At 46.0% G+C, this 14,676-nt stretch carries 15 protein-coding genes and 1 pseudogene; 9 read left to right on the top strand and 7 right to left on the bottom strand.

Translation table 11 applies throughout. The annotated features are described in order from the left end of the window. Positions 1 to 3: 3 nt before the first annotated feature. Positions 4 to 255 carry a hypothetical protein gene (locus MiSe_RS26180; RefSeq protein WP_226586146.1) on the top strand — a complete coding sequence of 84 codons (252 nt, stop codon included), beginning with the start codon at positions 4 to 6 and terminating at the stop codon, positions 253 to 255. A gap of 121 nt (positions 256 to 376) precedes the next feature. On the opposite strand, the gene MiSe_RS26175 is transcribed toward MiSe_RS26180, so the two are convergent. Both MiSe_RS26175 and MiSe_RS26170 read right to left on the bottom strand, forming a co-directional pair. Next, positions 377 to 961, bottom strand: coding sequence for a Uma2 family endonuclease (locus MiSe_RS26175; protein WP_226586145.1), 585 nt, complete (start codon positions 959 to 961; stop codon positions 377 to 379). A 311-nt stretch (positions 962 to 1,272) separates the two neighbouring features. Further along, a complete protein-coding gene (locus MiSe_RS26170) occupies positions 1,273 to 1,458 on the bottom strand; it encodes a ribbon-helix-helix domain-containing protein (protein WP_226586144.1) in 186 nt (61 codons plus the stop codon). 207 nt (positions 1,459 to 1,665) lie between these two features. Between MiSe_RS26170 and MiSe_RS26165 the strand changes: the two genes are divergently transcribed. Further along, positions 1,666 to 1,917: a hypothetical protein gene (locus MiSe_RS26165; protein ID WP_226586143.1), complete on the top strand. Its 252-nt coding sequence runs from the start codon at positions 1,666 to 1,668 to the stop codon at positions 1,915 to 1,917. Here the strand turns inward: MiSe_RS26165 and MiSe_RS26160 are convergent. Continuing rightward, positions 1,914 to 2,060 carry a hypothetical protein gene (locus MiSe_RS26160; RefSeq protein WP_226586142.1) on the bottom strand — a complete coding sequence of 49 codons (147 nt, stop codon included), beginning with the start codon at positions 2,058 to 2,060 and terminating at the stop codon, positions 1,914 to 1,916. The two genes, MiSe_RS26165 and MiSe_RS26160, sit on opposite strands and share 4 nt — an antisense overlap. 22 nt (positions 2,061 to 2,082) lie before the next feature. Between MiSe_RS26160 and MiSe_RS26155 the strand changes: the two genes are divergently transcribed. The 3 genes from MiSe_RS26155 to MiSe_RS26145 all read left to right on the top strand — a co-directional run bounded on the left by MiSe_RS26155 (position 2,083) and on the right by MiSe_RS26145 (position 3,761). After that, a complete protein-coding gene (locus MiSe_RS26155; RefSeq protein WP_226586141.1) occupies positions 2,083 to 2,547 on the top strand; it encodes a helix-turn-helix domain-containing protein in 465 nt (154 codons plus the stop codon). Between the two features lie 60 nt (positions 2,548 to 2,607). After that, a complete protein-coding gene (locus MiSe_RS26150; RefSeq protein WP_444980552.1) occupies positions 2,608 to 3,126 on the top strand; it encodes a VapC50 family PIN domain-containing toxin in 519 nt (172 codons plus the stop codon). A 404-nt stretch (positions 3,127 to 3,530) separates the two neighbouring features. Further along, on the top strand, positions 3,531 to 3,761 hold the full coding sequence (locus MiSe_RS26145; RefSeq protein ID WP_226586139.1) for a hypothetical protein: 231 nt from the start codon (positions 3,531 to 3,533) through the stop codon (positions 3,759 to 3,761). A gap of 168 nt (positions 3,762 to 3,929) precedes the next feature. On the opposite strand, the gene bchH is transcribed toward MiSe_RS26145, so the two are convergent. Then, positions 3,930 to 7,688, bottom strand: coding sequence for a magnesium chelatase subunit H (bchH, locus tag MiSe_RS26140; protein ID WP_226586138.1), 3,759 nt, complete (start codon positions 7,686 to 7,688; stop codon positions 3,930 to 3,932). Between the two features lie 91 nt (positions 7,689 to 7,779). Between bchH and MiSe_RS51185 the strand changes: the two genes are divergently transcribed. Beyond that, positions 7,780 to 7,908: a hypothetical protein gene (locus tag MiSe_RS51185; protein WP_264196699.1), complete on the top strand. Its 129-nt coding sequence runs from the start codon at positions 7,780 to 7,782 to the stop codon at positions 7,906 to 7,908. A gap of 358 nt (positions 7,909 to 8,266) precedes the next feature. On the opposite strand, the gene MiSe_RS26135 is transcribed toward MiSe_RS51185, so the two are convergent. Then, positions 8,267 to 9,532: a PEP-CTERM sorting domain-containing protein gene (locus MiSe_RS26135; protein ID WP_226586137.1), complete on the bottom strand. Its 1,266-nt coding sequence runs from the start codon at positions 9,530 to 9,532 to the stop codon at positions 8,267 to 8,269. 612 nt (positions 9,533 to 10,144) lie between these two features. Beyond that, on the bottom strand, positions 10,145 to 10,300 hold the full coding sequence (locus MiSe_RS26130) for a hypothetical protein (RefSeq protein ID WP_226586136.1): 156 nt from the start codon (positions 10,298 to 10,300) through the stop codon (positions 10,145 to 10,147). A 380-nt stretch (positions 10,301 to 10,680) separates the two neighbouring features. Here MiSe_RS26130 and MiSe_RS26125 point away from each other — a divergent pair. From MiSe_RS26125 to MiSe_RS26115, 3 genes and pseudogenes are all read left to right on the top strand, one after another. After that, a pseudogene (locus tag MiSe_RS26125) lies at positions 10,681 to 10,905 on the top strand (FAD-dependent oxidoreductase); the annotation flags it as partial. Further along, positions 10,904 to 11,212 carry a hypothetical protein gene (locus tag MiSe_RS26120; protein ID WP_226586135.1) on the top strand — a complete coding sequence of 103 codons (309 nt, stop codon included), beginning with the start codon at positions 10,904 to 10,906 and terminating at the stop codon, positions 11,210 to 11,212. The pseudogene MiSe_RS26125 and the gene MiSe_RS26120, both read left to right, overlap by 2 nt. A gap of 35 nt (positions 11,213 to 11,247) precedes the next feature. Beyond that, positions 11,248 to 13,866, top strand: coding sequence for a colicin uptake protein (locus tag MiSe_RS26115; RefSeq protein ID WP_226586134.1), 2,619 nt, complete (start codon positions 11,248 to 11,250; stop codon positions 13,864 to 13,866). Positions 13,867 to 13,958: 92 nt separating this feature from the next. Here the strand turns inward: MiSe_RS26115 and MiSe_RS26110 are convergent. Then, positions 13,959 to 14,676, bottom strand: a 718-nt coding sequence (locus tag MiSe_RS26110) for a PEP-CTERM sorting domain-containing protein (RefSeq protein WP_226586133.1), incomplete at its 5' end; no start/stop codon positions are given.

The following is a 14,676-nucleotide window of genomic DNA, read 5'->3' as shown; positions in this document are numbered from 1 at the left end:
ACCATGTTACAGACTGATCTCGAATCAGGAAATTTCCCCTTTGTGTCGCTAGAAGCTGCGGACAGTTTGCTAGCTGGAACAGATGATTACGAAGTGGTGCGGGTTCTGGTAATTGGTTCCCACAGAGGAGTCAATTCTACAATTCGTACGCTTTACGTGGTTCGAGTTGCTCAAATTAGCGAGTGGAGTCCCTTGTTACCGGCACCCGGTTCTGGTGAGGTGATGAGTATTTTGACTCGCCGAATTAAGTTCTAGTAAATCCCTGGGTGAATTGGGGCGATCGCGTGCCGATTTTGGATGCGATCGCTCTCCCATACTTAGCGCGATCAATTTATCTAATAATTCGTAGGTTGGGTTGAGCATAGCGTTACCCAACCTACTGAGTTTCTTCATTATTTCCGAAAGTCACATCTTCATATAAACTATCCATGCTAGTCCGAAAATCGATGCTTGCTAAATGAATTTCACTGCCTTGATTGTACGTTTGCAATACCCAAAAACCCTCAGCATTGCGGCGGAAGCATTCTAAACGTTGGCGCTTTTGGCTAATTAAGACATATTCTTGCAGAGTTTCTAATTGTTGATAGTCGGCAAACTTGTCACCTCGATCGAATGCTTCTGTTTTTTGAGATAAAACTTCGACAATTAAACAAGGATATTTTTTTTGAATGGGGAATTCTCGATCTCTGGTATCGCAAGTTACCATCACATCAGGATAGTAAAAGATATTGGCTGTTTCAATATAGGCTTTCATGTCCGCCATATAGACACGGCAGCCAGTACCTCGGACATGATTTCTTAACAATGAAGCAAGGTTGAGGGAAATGGTAACATGGGAATCGCTAGCCCCAGCCATTGCGTAGATTTGTCCATCAATATATTCGTGTTTGATGGGGCTGAGTTCCTCTCCTGCTAGATAATCTTGAGGAGAAATGTAATTTTGGCTTGGATTGGCAATCATTGTTTTGGAAATACCGCTACTATACGATTGTATCATTTGAAATAATAACGATAAATCAAAAACCCTGCTTCTTAAAGAAACAGAGTTTATAACTTACTCAATATTTGGCATCTATTTAATGTTATTTATCAACCATTGCTCGACCAAAACTTGAACGTCAATCTTTTTAGATTCAGAAATTTTAGTGAGAAACAGCTCGACATCTGAAGCGAGATAAATCGGATAATGAAATCAAGTACTCCCGCAGTTGGCTGTTAGACTGCGGGAGTTGTGTTATCGGGGTTGCGTAGGCGATCGCCCCCTGCATTATTTCACTTTCCCTCGTTGCTGTCCTTACTAGGTGAGGAAGATTTTTGTCTGCGCTCAATTAAAGCCTTTTTGATAATGACATGGATTAACTGAGGTACAGACCTGAATTCTTCATCAGCCCACTCCTCTAGTTCCTTATAGTCGCTAGGGTCAAAACTAACGGTTGTTCTAGATCTATTTGTAGGCATTTTGCATAAATTGTCCACGTATTAAATATTATGCGTTGCGGCGCGATTGGCATCGACAAATATGCCAACTGATGTACCTCTTGACCAATCTATGTAACTTATGCTATGATGCCATCATCAACCAAAAAAAGCGCCGCGCCAAAGGTGTAGGAGACCTAAAGCGCGACTTTACCACCTATAGACGTACCTAAAGGAGGTACATAAACTATGTTACAGACTGATGTCCCATCAGGAAATTTCCCCTTTGTGCCGCTAGAAGCTGCTGACAGTTTGCTAGCTGGGACGGATGATTACGAAGTGGTGCGGGTTCTGGTAATTGGTTCCCACAGAGGAGTCACTTCTACAATTCGCACGCTTTATGTCGTTCGGTTTGCTCAAATTCACGAGTGGAGTCCCTTGTTACCGGCACCCGGTTCTGGTGAGGTGATGAGTATTTTGACTCGCAGAATCAAGTTCTAGTGAATCATTAAGCGGATTGGGGGCGATCGCGTGCCGATGTTGGATGCGATCGCCCAGTTGTGTTTTGGGGTAGCGATATGCCTCGCTTCGCTTGGCGAACGCAGTTGTATTGCACAGTTGCTAAGATGAATGCGATCGCTCACTAGAATTTGGCAGCAAATTAATATGAAACTTCCTCATTATCGAATTGGCGACCCGATTTTACCAACCGAATCGGAAGCGGCTATGGCACTAGCAAGTAGCCACATTTTGGCATCTTACTTAGAAAATCAATCGGGCAGTTGCACCATCAAACTGATGGAAGATGAAACTAACGGAAAAACCATTGAAATTCCGGCTCATGTCATGCAACTCTTGGTAGAGATTTTAGTACATACGGGGATGGAACACCCGGTCAAAATTAAACCGTATACAAAAGAAATCGAAATTTATCAAGCCGCCGATATTTTGGGGATTACCCGTCACCAGGTATGGGAGTTAATGAAGTCTGGCAAAATTCCCTACAAAATAGAGGGAAACATTCACCTGATGCGCTACCAAGATGTAATTGAGTATAAAAAGCAGGATGACGCGAGACGCGCTCAAATTATGGATGAACTGGTTGCTGAATCCCAAGCAATGGGTCTGTAGGATTAACCTATGACAGATCTGATTGTTCTTTATGATGCCAATGTCTTGTATTGATCACCCCTGCGGTATTTTTTGGTTGAGCTAGCACTTACCTCTGTATTTGAAGCCCGTTGGACAGAGGAAATCCACTCGGAATGGATGAGAAATGTACTGCAAAACCTTCTTGATCTGACGCTGGAACAGGTTACAAGAACCAAAAATTTGATGAATGCACACGTTAAAAATTGTTTGGTGACAGACTATGAAGAATTAATTCCACAATTGCAGCTTCCATATCCAGGCGATTGTCACGTCTTTGCGGCGGCAATTCGTTGTCAAGCGGGTTTCATTGTCACTTTTAACTTGAGTGATTTTCCTAACGAGATTCTTGCACCATACAACATTCGAGCAATACACCCCGATAGATTTATCTTACGCTTGCTTGACCTTAATTCCGACGCAGTTTGCCAAGCCGCCCAAAAGCAACGGCTGCGGCTAAGAAATCCACCCAAAACCCCTGATGAATATCTAGAAACGCTAATAAATCAAGGACTGCCGCAGTCGGCTACTCGGTTGCGGGAGTTTTGTTATGGGGGGTAGGGTAATTAAAACCCAAGTACCCCCTGGGAAATTCGCAGGGGGAATAAGATATAATCCCTGATAGGGATTGAATTAGTGTAAGCGAATTGAATCCCTGTAAGGGGATTGAATCCCCGTCAGTAGAGTGAACTAAATTTAACTCCCTATGCCTGACTTTCTAACTGGTACTTAGAAAGCAGCAGCTTTAAGCTGTTATGGGGCGTTACAAGGTGAAAAATTTTGCTCAGGGCATTTTAGCAGCATATTCAGAAAAAAATGCTGTTAAATTGCTCTTTTTGGTATTTGACTGTTGCAACAAATTGACTGTAGCGTTGATATTACTTAGCGATTAGCTTTAAGGAAGTACCAGCCCTTGAAAGTTAAGCTTTGTTTTCACTTTATTCACTCTACTGAGGCAAAGTAAAATGCAAGATCCATTGGAATTGCTGACCAAGCTGCTTGACCATCCACATGGTTTGGAACTGGCAAATATGGTTTCTCAGCAAGAAAAAGATGTGAAAGTTGATGCACAACCACATCGCCAGCTTGTTGCCATAGCCCTAAATAAAGCTAAGAGTTTGGAGATGCAAAACATTCCGTATTTCAAGCGCATGACTAACAATGAAATTCGGATGTGGTTGACTCAGCATTCTTAGCTTATAACCTGTTTGAAACGTAGGGGCACGGCATCTGAAACATTGGTTGACAAACCCGAAATATTTATAATGCCGTGCCCCTACCAGGTTTTGGATAAACAACTTGGGCTTTTCAAACACCCTATTAAAAAGATGGTGCGTTACGTTAGCGCTAACGCACCCTACTGATTAAATCGTCACACCTTCCAATTCTTCATCTGTCAACTCATACAATTCGCGCAACTTCTGCAACTTCTCCTCATCAGCTTCCCAGAAACCCCGTCCATGCGCTTCTAACATTCTGCCGACAATATTGCGAAAAGCTTCCGGATTTGCTTCGCGCAATTTCTTCGCCATTTCTGCATCTAAAGCATAAGTATCCGCAGCTTGATCGTAAACCCAATTATCGGTAAAATCAGCCGTACCGCCCCACCCAATTAACGCCGTCATGCGTTGAGAAATTTCATACGCACCACCGCTACCTTGATTCGCCATTGCATCTGCCCATTTGGGATTTAATAACTTAGTGCGATATTCCATTCTGAGCAAATCTTCTAAATTGCGCGGCGTTGTATCTTTCGAGAAACTTTCCACAAAACTAGCATTAACTTTCTTCCCTTGTTGTTTCTCCGCCGCCTTTTTCAAACCGCCCGTATTGGCATAATATTCTTGAATATCGGTTAAACCATATTCAACCGAATCAATTTCTTGCACCACGCGACGAGTACTTTGCAATAGCTGGTTTAAGACTTGCTTGCGAGATTGACCTTTATCATTTCTGCCGTAACTGAAGGCATTGCGACTTTCCCAAGTATCCGCCAACTCTTCTCCAGAATCCCAATTTCCATCAGTAACTCGCTCATTTACTAGCGAACCAAAATCGCCAGCGGGGTTCGAGAATAGACGCGCGGTGGGATTGGGGATATTTTGCTCGCGCATCCCCAGAACGTGTTTTCTGATAAAATTCATTTCCTCCGGTTCATCCGCATCCGCCGCCCGTTGAAACAAGTCATCTAACAACTCAATAATATTGACAAAACTATCGCGAAAAATACCCGAAAGATTAGCCAACACATCAATCCGAGGATGCCCAACCTCCTCCAAAGATTTCAACTCATAACGCACAATCCGCCCCGTACCTTCCTTGACGGGTTCTGCCCCCACCAACTCTAACAAAATCCCCAAAGATTCACCCTTAGTTTTAATCGCATCCAACCCCCACAACATAACAGCAACCGTCTCCGGATACTCCCCATGTTCTTCTAGGTGTTGAGCAATAATTTTCCGCGCAATTTCCCTCCCCCGTTCATAAGCACCAGCAGAAGGCATCCGATAAGGATCTAAAGCATGAATATTCCGCCCCGTAGGCAAAACACCCGCACCATCTCTTAACAAATCCCCTCCCGGTGCAGGCGGAATATACTCCCCATTCAACCCCCGCAACAAATTTGTCAACTCATCCGTATTCTGTCCCAACAACTCTCCAATCCTTCTTCTCTCTTCTTCGCGTTCTTCGCGTCTTCGCGGTTCATTCTCCTCCTCTCCAAAATAAGCATCAAAATACGATGCCAATTCCTCATCCGTCGGCGGTTCACCCAGGGTATGCAACCCCGAAGAAAACAGACGAGTTTCCAACACTTGTAAATACTCGTACAACTTGACTAAATAATCATTAAATGCATGGGCGCTAAACATCCGCACATTCTCCGTAGTAAACGCAATCCCCAACTTTTTAGCACCCTCAAACGGACAATCCGCATCCAATCCAGTATCCACAATCTTCTTACAAATCGCCTCCTTAAGCGCATAATTCTTTTGCGGATCTTCCCGATATTCCGAAATTAAATCTCGCAGCGCCACCAATTCCTTATACAACCCCGCCCTCCCATAAGGCGGCACATTGTGAGAAATAAGCACCCCATAACCGCGACGCTTCGCCAGGATAGATTCAGACGGATTATTCGCGGCATAGATATACAAATTAGGAATATCTCCCAATAAAATATCAGACCAAGAATAACCTGTATTTCCTAACGGAGATCCGGGCAACCATTCAACCGTTCCGTGCATTCCAAAGTGAACCACAGCATCGGCTTTAAACTCATTTTGCAACCATTTATAAAAAGCCGCATATTGAGGATGGGGCGTCATATCCCGTTCAAACATTAGCCGCATCGGGTCGCCTGCAATACCCAATGGTGGTTGCACGCCGATCCAAATGTTTCCTAACTCGATACCGCCGATATGATATTCATCCCCGTAGGTTTTGATGCCGCTGCTTGTGAGGGATTTCCACTGCTTTTCGATGCGGGTTGTAAGTAGGTAACCCAGCCATTTATCCAGGGTTTTGGCGTTGACGGTGTTGTATTCGTTTGCATCAAGGAGCGAGTCAATAACTGGTTCTTCTTTTTTGCTGCGAATTTGAGGTTCATCTGCTGCTTTAACGCGGCGGATTAATTCTTCTCCATCTTCGGGTAATTCGCCGATTGTGTAACCTTGTTCTTTGAGTGCTTGGAGTAATTTAAGCAAACTGCGGGGGACGTTTAATAATGCAGCCGTTCCTACTGCACCATATCCAGGCGGGAAACCGTAGAGAAGAATGGCAACTTTGCGTTCAGAGGCAGGTTTTTGTCTTAATTCAATCCAATTTTTCAACCTGCCAGTTAAACGCTTGACTCGTTCGGGAATTAGATAAATATCTTCTCCTACTAAACCGCCTAATGGCACTGTATCAATGGCTCCATCTAATTCAGGCAAGGCATATAATACGACACTTTGCAATCCTCCAATGCCTTGGCGCGTCCAAGAATGGATATCTTGAATTAGCAAGGGTGCGGCAACAATATAGGGTATATTTTTGGCAGTCAAAATCTTTTTCGCTATTTCTATCTGGCGTCCGGCTTCCATTGATCCAGCAGGGCCACCTACGAGGGGAAATCCGATGGTAGAAACTATAGCATCTACTTGTGCTGCTTCGTTAGATAGAGAAGGTGTTTCAATATTACCGAGTTGACGTTGGGCGGTTTCATATTTTGTTGTCATCCAATCGCGCACGGCGACATGTCCTTCAACGCCGTTAATAAAAATAGGTAAGGGAATTAGTCCTGCTTGCTCAAAGTAGTTAATTAATTTGTGAATATAAGGCTGTTTGGTTACGACGTGTTTGCGATAAAGTAAGATTCCAATTACTGGTCTTGTGGGTTGGGCATCTTGCCCGCCTATTTCTCCCATTGACAGGCGAGACGCCTGTCCCACAAGAGGCTTAATGGCATTATTCTTTTGATACCATTCCAAATATTGCTGAGGGGATTCAAAATATCCTTGATATTCAGGGTGTAACAAACCCATGTTGGGGGTTTCAACTGGGGGCGGGATTTCTCCTACTTTTAATTCCAGATATTTTTCTGCTATTGTCCAGAACATGGAGGCGACGTTATCTGTGCCGCCAGCGTTCCAGTAACCGTAAATAATCAGCCAGTTTCGCAAGTCTTGAACTTTTTGTACTGGGATGTATTTCAATAGTTTCGGCCCTACTTTCAGGAAGCTGATATAACCGGCGAGTTTGTCTTCTTCTTTGCCGTTGCTGAATTTATCTAAAATGAATTTAACGGGTTTGGGCATTCCTTTGGGTTTATCGCCAATTTTGAAGGCACCAATTTGGGTTAAACTCATCAATTCTAAGGCGGACTCGAAAACGAGGCGGATGGGGATGTGCTGAACTCTTTCGCGCAACCACATCACTTGGTCGTAGTCAAAGATTAAACTGGCGAAGAAGACATCTGCGCCAACGAGTGCGTCGGCGACGACTTCGGGTGAGGTGGTGAGGGATTTGTCGCTAAACACCCGCACATCCAACTCCGGACAGCGGGAAGCCGCTAACTGTGCGGCTTTGCGGTACAAGTCAGCGTTGAAGGATTCAAACCCGGCGATCAAGACGATGCGTTTCATAACCCCAACCCCTGAAATATTTCTTTACTTCGATCTTAAAAGGGTTGTCGGGTTTAGAGTTTGTTCAATGCCATCCCAAACTTTAAAAGGCTTGTCGTACCCTCCGCTGCGGCATGGAAATTCCCCATCCCTTACCCACATTTTCTCAGGAATCCGATTGACGCTTTCCCTGTTAGCCGCCAGTGCGATCGCTGGTGCTGTCCACCCGCCTGGGGTTTAAACCTCCGGGCTGGTGCTGTCCACACCCGCCTGGGGTTTAAACCTCCGGGCTGGTGCTGTCCACCCGCCTGGGGTTTAAACCTCCGGGCTGGTGCTGTCCACCCGCCTGGGGTTTAAACCCCAGGCTAATAGCGCAAGTCCGTTAAAACGGACTAATCTTCTCTACCAGTCCACTTAAGTGGACTTCTGCTATTAGCCCGGAAATTTATTTCCGGGCGGGTGTAGGCGACACCACCGATCGAGAAAGCCAACAGCATCATGTATTCCCTGGCGGGTTGTGTGGCTGACCGACAGTTGACCAGATGTGCGTAACGACAAGGCTTTTAAAGGTTGGAATTGTCAAAAAATTCCACTATCGGTCAATTGCGGCTAGAAGCATCCTGTTGCTGCCGCTGGCGAAACGCCGCACCAGCACCCACAGCACCCAATGCCAAGAATGCCAGTGCAGAAGAAGGTTCGGGAACAGACTTGGGCGTTAAGAGGAAGACTCGCTGTTGACCATTGTAAACGCCACTGCCTACAATCTGCCCCGCATTGTTGATGTCTGATGCCTCGGTTAGTATCCAGCCAGGAGCCCAAACCAAGTCGTTGAGGTCACTGATGCCGCTGCTCTTGTCCCAGAAGAAGGGGCGCATTCGCCCATCAGCGGTGGTTGAGTAACCAAGCACCTGACCATAGTTGTTGATGGCTGTGGCAAAACTAAAGTCACCCCCCAGAGTACCCAGGTTAACCATGCCGCTGCTCTTTTCCCAGAAGAAGCTGCGATATGGCACGGCAGCGGTGAATAACCAACCAATCACCTGACCATAGTCGTTGATGGCTCTGGCATAGCTATTGTTACCCCCCAGAGTACCCAGGTCACTGATGCCGCTGCTCTTTTCCCACAAGAAGGCGCGATATGGCCCATTTGCGTCGTATAAGCCACCAATCACCTGACCATAGTTGTTGATGGCAGAGGCATAGCTAGATTTACCCCCCAGAGTACCCAGGTTAATCATGCCGCTGCTCTTTTCCCAGAAGAAGGGGCGATCTTGCCCATCAGCGGTGTATGAGTTACCAATCACCTGACCATAGTTGTTGATGGCATTGACATAGCTAGAGTTACCCCCCAGAGTACCCAGGTTAATCATGCCGCTGCTCTTTTCCCAAAAGAAAGCGCGACTTTGCTCATCAGCGGTGGATGAAGTACCAACCACCTGACCATAGTTGTTGATGCCATTGGCAGCGCCATAGTTACCCCCCAGACTACCCAGGTCACTCATGCCGCTGCTCTTTTCCCAGAAGAAGGGGCGATATTGCCCATCAGCGGTGCTTGATTGACCAACCACCTGACCATAGTCGTTGATGGCAGAGGCAGAACTATTGTTACCCCCCAGCGTACCCAGGTTAACCATGCCGCTGCTCTTGTCCCAGAAGAAAGCGCGACCTTGCCCATTAGCGGTGTATGAGTTACCAACCACCTGACCATACTCGTTGATGGCAAAGGCATAACTAAAGTCACCCCCCAGCGTACCCAGGTCGGTGAGAGAAAAAGTAATAGCATCCGCTCTTTGGGCGGTTATCATTCCCAAGAATGCTGCGGCAGTTAGTGCCATACCAACTTTGCAAGCATTGAGTATTTTCATAATTTCTCCTTACCAAATTGATTGCTACAAAAAGAACAAAGCGCACAGTGAAAAGACTCGCTCTCGTGCGCAGAGGTGCTCATCGGATTCGCCGAGAGCGAGTCTGTGCTATTTCTGTTGCCGAAAACTCACATCTTTTGCTTGATTTTTCACAAATTCGGGACAATCGCAAACCAACCGGGTTTCTCCGAAAAATCGTTGGTTTGGAACTAGAGATCTGCACAACCCTAGCACTCGCGGAAGCAGCTTGAAACCCGGTTTCTAGGTGATGTGAATCGAAAACAGGCATCACTTTGTCATGACTGTTTTCTAAATGCTCAAAGAGGGCTTTTTAGAACTATTCTTTCAGCCTCATGCACTGGGAGCGCTCAATTCAGTCACTTGATTTTTTTCCTTTTTCATCGAAACATAACCTTCAATTCCAGCTAATTTATCAAGATGTTTCAGTAAACTTACCATTTTGGTGCCAACTAGATTTTACTTTTACCAGAACTTCACAGGCTCTTCACGGCATCTTCAAAAATCAAATAAATATTTTTACGAAAACGGCTTGCAGGAAACCTGTTTGGGACGCGCGTTTCGCTGACGCGATAGCTTCGCTTCACGCGCAAGCTAAGGCAGGCATATCGCCCCCCCCCAGAAACCCGGTTTTTCTAAAAAACCGGGTTTCTTGAACCCGGTGAAACCCGGTTTTTCTAACCATACCTTCGCCAAAGCCGACACCCTTAAGGGTGCGGCTACACTTTCTTTGGCTGCCTTGGCAGCCAAAGAAAGTTTCAGCCTGCTACGCCTTGCTTTGTTTGTGTAGCCCCAGGTTTTAACCTGGGGGATCTTGGCGTTTCAGAACATTGGCTCAGGTATTATCTAAAAAACCGGGTTTCTTGAACTTGCATCAAGCCTGTATTGTAAAAAATAAATAATTAACGCTTGTTGCTAGTTATCTTTTTAGGGCTGAAGACAGGCTAATGGCTAATAGCTAATGGCTGGTAGAACCGAAAAATATTCCCATCAGCAATTAGCAAGCTTGCGATTAGCAATTTGGCAACCCACGATAGTTATAACTAGCAACTTGGGTTATTACCAATGACCGCCGCCAAAGCTTATAACTAGCAACTTGAGTTAATTAGTAAAAAGCAAGCAAACTAAATATGAACTTAGATGTGATTGTCATCGGTAGCGGCATCGGCGGTCTAACCGCCGCCGCCCGACTCGCCCGTTACGGTAAGCAGGTATTGGTCGCAGAAAGTCACGCCATTGCGGGCGGCGCGGCTCACAGCTTCGCGCGGCGCGGCTTTACCTTTGATTCTGACCCCTCGTTCTACTGCGGCCTCAGCGACCCGCATAGCCCATATCCGGTGCGACAGGTTCTCGATGGCTGAATCGAGCGATCTTGGCAGCTTGAATTCTAATTTTGAGAGAAGGCGATCGCTTTTTCACCAACTCAGGCGCGAACGCGAGTGCGTGCGGTCGGCATATCGCTCTCACACACGCACATCCAACTTGGCGCAACCGGGCAATCAACTCGAAACATTTCTTCATCTTTCTCTTAATTCAGAGAATCGTCGGCTAAAACAGATTAGGAGATTTTCCGCCAACTCAACTCCTACGCCTGGGGTAGCCAAGCGATCGCCAACCAAAACCCCTGTAGGAATCCCATTCAAGAACAAAAGCATCTACTAGGCCAAACTTTTATCACCTTTTATTAGAACATGGAAATGACTACAACCGAACGTAAATCTGAATTACCGGGTACAACGAGTGGCGTTATTCGCCTCAAACCGCAGCAATTTATTCACGTTTTAGATAACAATACGGGCGTCACTCGCCTAGAAGTTGGCCCGCAAACGATTACCTTGCGCGACCACGAACGCCTGATTTTAAAACCCGAACCGATGATTATTGTGCCGCCTCGCCATTATTGTTTGGTGGCAAATCCAGTACTAAGGGATGAAGATAATCAGCCCATTTCTGATGCTCACGGTCAGGTGAGATTGCGCTATGGGGATGAAGAAATTCGCTTTGCTCAAGACCCTTTTCCCCTCTATCCCGGTGAGGAATTATTGGGAGAAGTAATGCGGCTGGAAGTTGTAGAAACTAATCAAGCTTTGCGTTTAAGAGCAATTCGCGATTTTACCGAAACTATAAATGTAACCGTTGATGGAGAAATTGAAACTCAAACAATTAATCGTTTCGCAGGAGATGAATGGTTATTTGAAGGGCCAAGAACTTATCTCCCCCGCGTCGAAGTTGAAGTGGTAGAAACTGTCACAGCGCAGGTGATTAAACCCAATCAAGCTTTGCGACTGATAGCGCGCCAAAGTTGCACCGATAGACAAGGAAATCGCCGCCGCGCCGGTGAAGAATGGTTGGTGAGGGAAGAAGGCGCTTATTTACCTGGGGTTGATGAATCTGTTGTTGGTACGATTAAGGCTTACGTTTTGACAGAACGGAAAGCATTACATTTGATCGCAAAACGCACGTTTACCGATATTTTTAATCGCCAGCGCAAAGCGGGAGATGAATGGTTGGTAACGTTTGAAGATGCAGAAATTCACATTCCCGATGTGTATGAAGAAGTCGTCAGAGAAGTGGAAATTACCACGCTGGGTGACAGAGAATGGTGCATTGTTGTTAACCCAATTGATGATTTAGGCAAACCGCAGCTGGGAATGCGAGAAGTTCGTCAAGGAAGAACATCTTTTTTCTTGCATCCCGGTGAGTCGCTAGAAAATGGGATTCAAAAAGTTTACGTTTTGGGAGAACAAGAAGCGCTTTTACTCAGGGCTAAAGAAGCCTTTAGTGAGGGAGAAGCTGATAACTTAATTCAGCATCAACCGGGGGATTTGTGGATGATTTCCGGGCCGAGGGATTACATTCCCCGCGTGGAATTGGAAGTCGTGGAAAAACGGAAAACGATTCCCTTGGATAAGAATGAAGGGATTTACGTGCGAGATATTCAAACCGGAGAATTAAGGCTGGTCAGCGGCCCCCAAGCGTATATGTTAAGCCCTTACGAAGAACTTTGGGAAAAAGTTTTACCGCCTGCGATTGAGGAATTGTTGATGCAAAAAAGCGATCCAGTTTCCGAACGAGGCCAGCATTATCGAGAAGGAGTTCAAAGTTCTCAGCGGGATAAAACGAGAGCGGTTGTGTTTCACGTTCCGCAAAATGCAGCGGTACAAATTCACGATTATAAAGAAAGAAGCGCTCGCACTGTTTTTGGGCCGGATTTAGTCATGTTGGGGCCGGATGAATCTTTTACGGTGCTGAGTTTATCTGGGGGCAAACCTAAGCGACCCAATTTAATCAAATCTCTGGCGTTATTATTAGGGCCGGATTTTATGACGGATGTGTTTACTGTGGAAACATCCGATCACGCTAGACTTCAACTTCAATTATCTTATAACTGGTATTTTGATGTTGACAGACACGACGAACAAGCCGCCGCAAAGTTATTTCAAGTGCCGGATTTTGTGGGAGATGCTTGTAAAGCGATCGCATCCCGCGTGCGAGGTGCTGTAGCGGGAGAAAAATTTGACGAATTTCATCGCAATTCAGCTCGAATTATTCGCACGGCTGTGTTTGGAACCGATGAGGAAGGTCATATTCGAGACGAATTCCGAATTAGAACTAATAATCTGGTGATTACCAACATTGATATCCAATCAGTAGAACCTGTCGATGAAAGAACCTTAGAAAGTTTGCAAAAATCGGTACAAATCGCGATTCAAATTACCACCGATGCCCAAGAAGCCGCCGCACGTCAAGATGCAGAACGCATTGAACAAAGTGCAAAAGCTAGACTGGAACGTCAGGTGATTATCGACCGAGGTGCGGCAGAAGCCGAACGCAAAAAACTGCTGGAATTACAGGCAGAAAATATGGCAATTGAAGCCACAGGACAAGCGACGGCAGAAGCTAGAGCCAAGGCAGAAGCATCGCGGATTCAAGGGGAATTGGCGGTTAATTTATCGCGTCAAGAAGTCGAAGCGGCAAGAATTCGCGCCGAAGCAGAATTGGCTCAATTAAGAGCGCGTCAGGAAGCTGAATTAACTCACCAACAAGCGCTGATTAATCTGGAGATTGAAAAAACCCAACGAATGGCAGAAATTGGTAGCGTTGAATTTAGCCAAAAAGTGGCAGCAATTGGCCCAGAAACCCTAAAAGCGATCGCGCAAGCTGGCCCAGAAATGCAAGCAAAACTTTTGCAAGCTTTGGGCTTACAAAGCGTTCTGATTACTGATGGGAGAAATCCGATCAATCTATTTAGTACCGCTCAGGGGTTGATTAATCCGATTCAATCTCAGTTGCCTTCAGAGTCGCAGCAATCTTAGCTGGTGCGATCGCTATGGTATAAAGGCGGGGCGGGTTTAACGAGATATCTCTTGGTGCCGCAAATTGATTGGTAAAACCCGCCCCTACAACATCAAAAATTATACTTGCGCTTCGCCAAAGCACCAGCACCAACAGCACCCAATGCCAAGAATCCCAGTGCAGAAGATGGTTCAGGAACAGATTTGGGTGTTAAGAGGAAGCCACGGGTTTGACCATTGTAAGAGCCATAGCCAACAATCTGCCCCGCATTGTTGATGTCTAATGCACTGTCTAGTATCCAGCCAGGAGCGGAAACCAAGTCGTTGAGGAGACTGATACCACTGCTCTTGTCCCAGAAGAAGGGGCGTATTCGCCCACCAGCAATGAGTGAGCTACCAATCACCTGACCATAGTTGTTAATCCCTGTGGCAACGCTAAATTTAATGATATCGCCATTGCTATCGAAACCCTCCAGCGCACCCAGGTTAATCATGCCGCTGTTCTTGTCCCACAAGAAGGCGAGTCTTTGCCCATCTGCGATGGATGAAATACCAATCACCTGACCATAGTTGTTGATGGCTGTGGCATAACTACTGTTACCCCCCAGAGTACCCAGGTCACTCATGCCGCTGCTCTTTTCCCACAAGAAAGCGCGAGTTTGCCCATCAGCAATGACTGAGGAACCAATCACCTGACCATAGTCGTTGATGGCTGTGGCATAACTACTGTTACCCCCCAGAGTACCCAGGTCACTCATGCCGCTGCTCTTTTCCCACAAGAAAGCGCGAGTTTGCCCATCAGCAATGACTGAGGAACCAATCACCTGACCA

The sequence above is a fragment of the Microseira wollei NIES-4236 genome, assembly GCF_020521235.1.
Lineage (GTDB): Bacteria > Cyanobacteriota > Cyanobacteriia > Cyanobacteriales > Aerosakkonemataceae > Microseira > Microseira wollei.
This window is presented reverse-complemented; position numbering and strand designations above follow the sequence as displayed.

What these genes read in the sequence shown, in the direction of transcription:
- MiSe_RS26135 (WP_226586137.1), bottom strand. Translation starts at nt 9,532, where the DNA reads ATGAAAATACTCAATGCTTGCAAAGTTGGTATGGCACTAACTGCCGCA.
- bchH (WP_226586138.1), bottom strand. Translation starts at nt 7,688, where the DNA reads ATGAAACGCATCGTCTTGATCGCCGGGTTTGAATCCTTCAACGCTGAC.
- MiSe_RS26120 (WP_226586135.1), top strand. Translation starts at nt 10,904, where the DNA reads ATGGCTGAATCGAGCGATCTTGGCAGCTTGAATTCTAATTTTGAGAGA.
- MiSe_RS26115 (WP_226586134.1), top strand. Translation starts at nt 11,248, where the DNA reads ATGACTACAACCGAACGTAAATCTGAATTACCGGGTACAACGAGTGGC.
- MiSe_RS26175 (WP_226586145.1), bottom strand. Translation starts at nt 961, where the DNA reads ATGATTGCCAATCCAAGCCAAAATTACATTTCTCCTCAAGATTATCTA.
- MiSe_RS26165 (WP_226586143.1), top strand. Translation starts at nt 1,666, where the DNA reads ATGTTACAGACTGATGTCCCATCAGGAAATTTCCCCTTTGTGCCGCTA.
- MiSe_RS26145 (WP_226586139.1), top strand. Translation starts at nt 3,531, where the DNA reads ATGCAAGATCCATTGGAATTGCTGACCAAGCTGCTTGACCATCCACAT.
- MiSe_RS26170 (WP_226586144.1), bottom strand. Translation starts at nt 1,458, where the DNA reads ATGCCTACAAATAGATCTAGAACAACCGTTAGTTTTGACCCTAGCGAC.
- MiSe_RS26155 (WP_226586141.1), top strand. Translation starts at nt 2,083, where the DNA reads ATGAAACTTCCTCATTATCGAATTGGCGACCCGATTTTACCAACCGAA.
- MiSe_RS26180 (WP_226586146.1), top strand. Translation starts at nt 4, where the DNA reads ATGTTACAGACTGATCTCGAATCAGGAAATTTCCCCTTTGTGTCGCTA.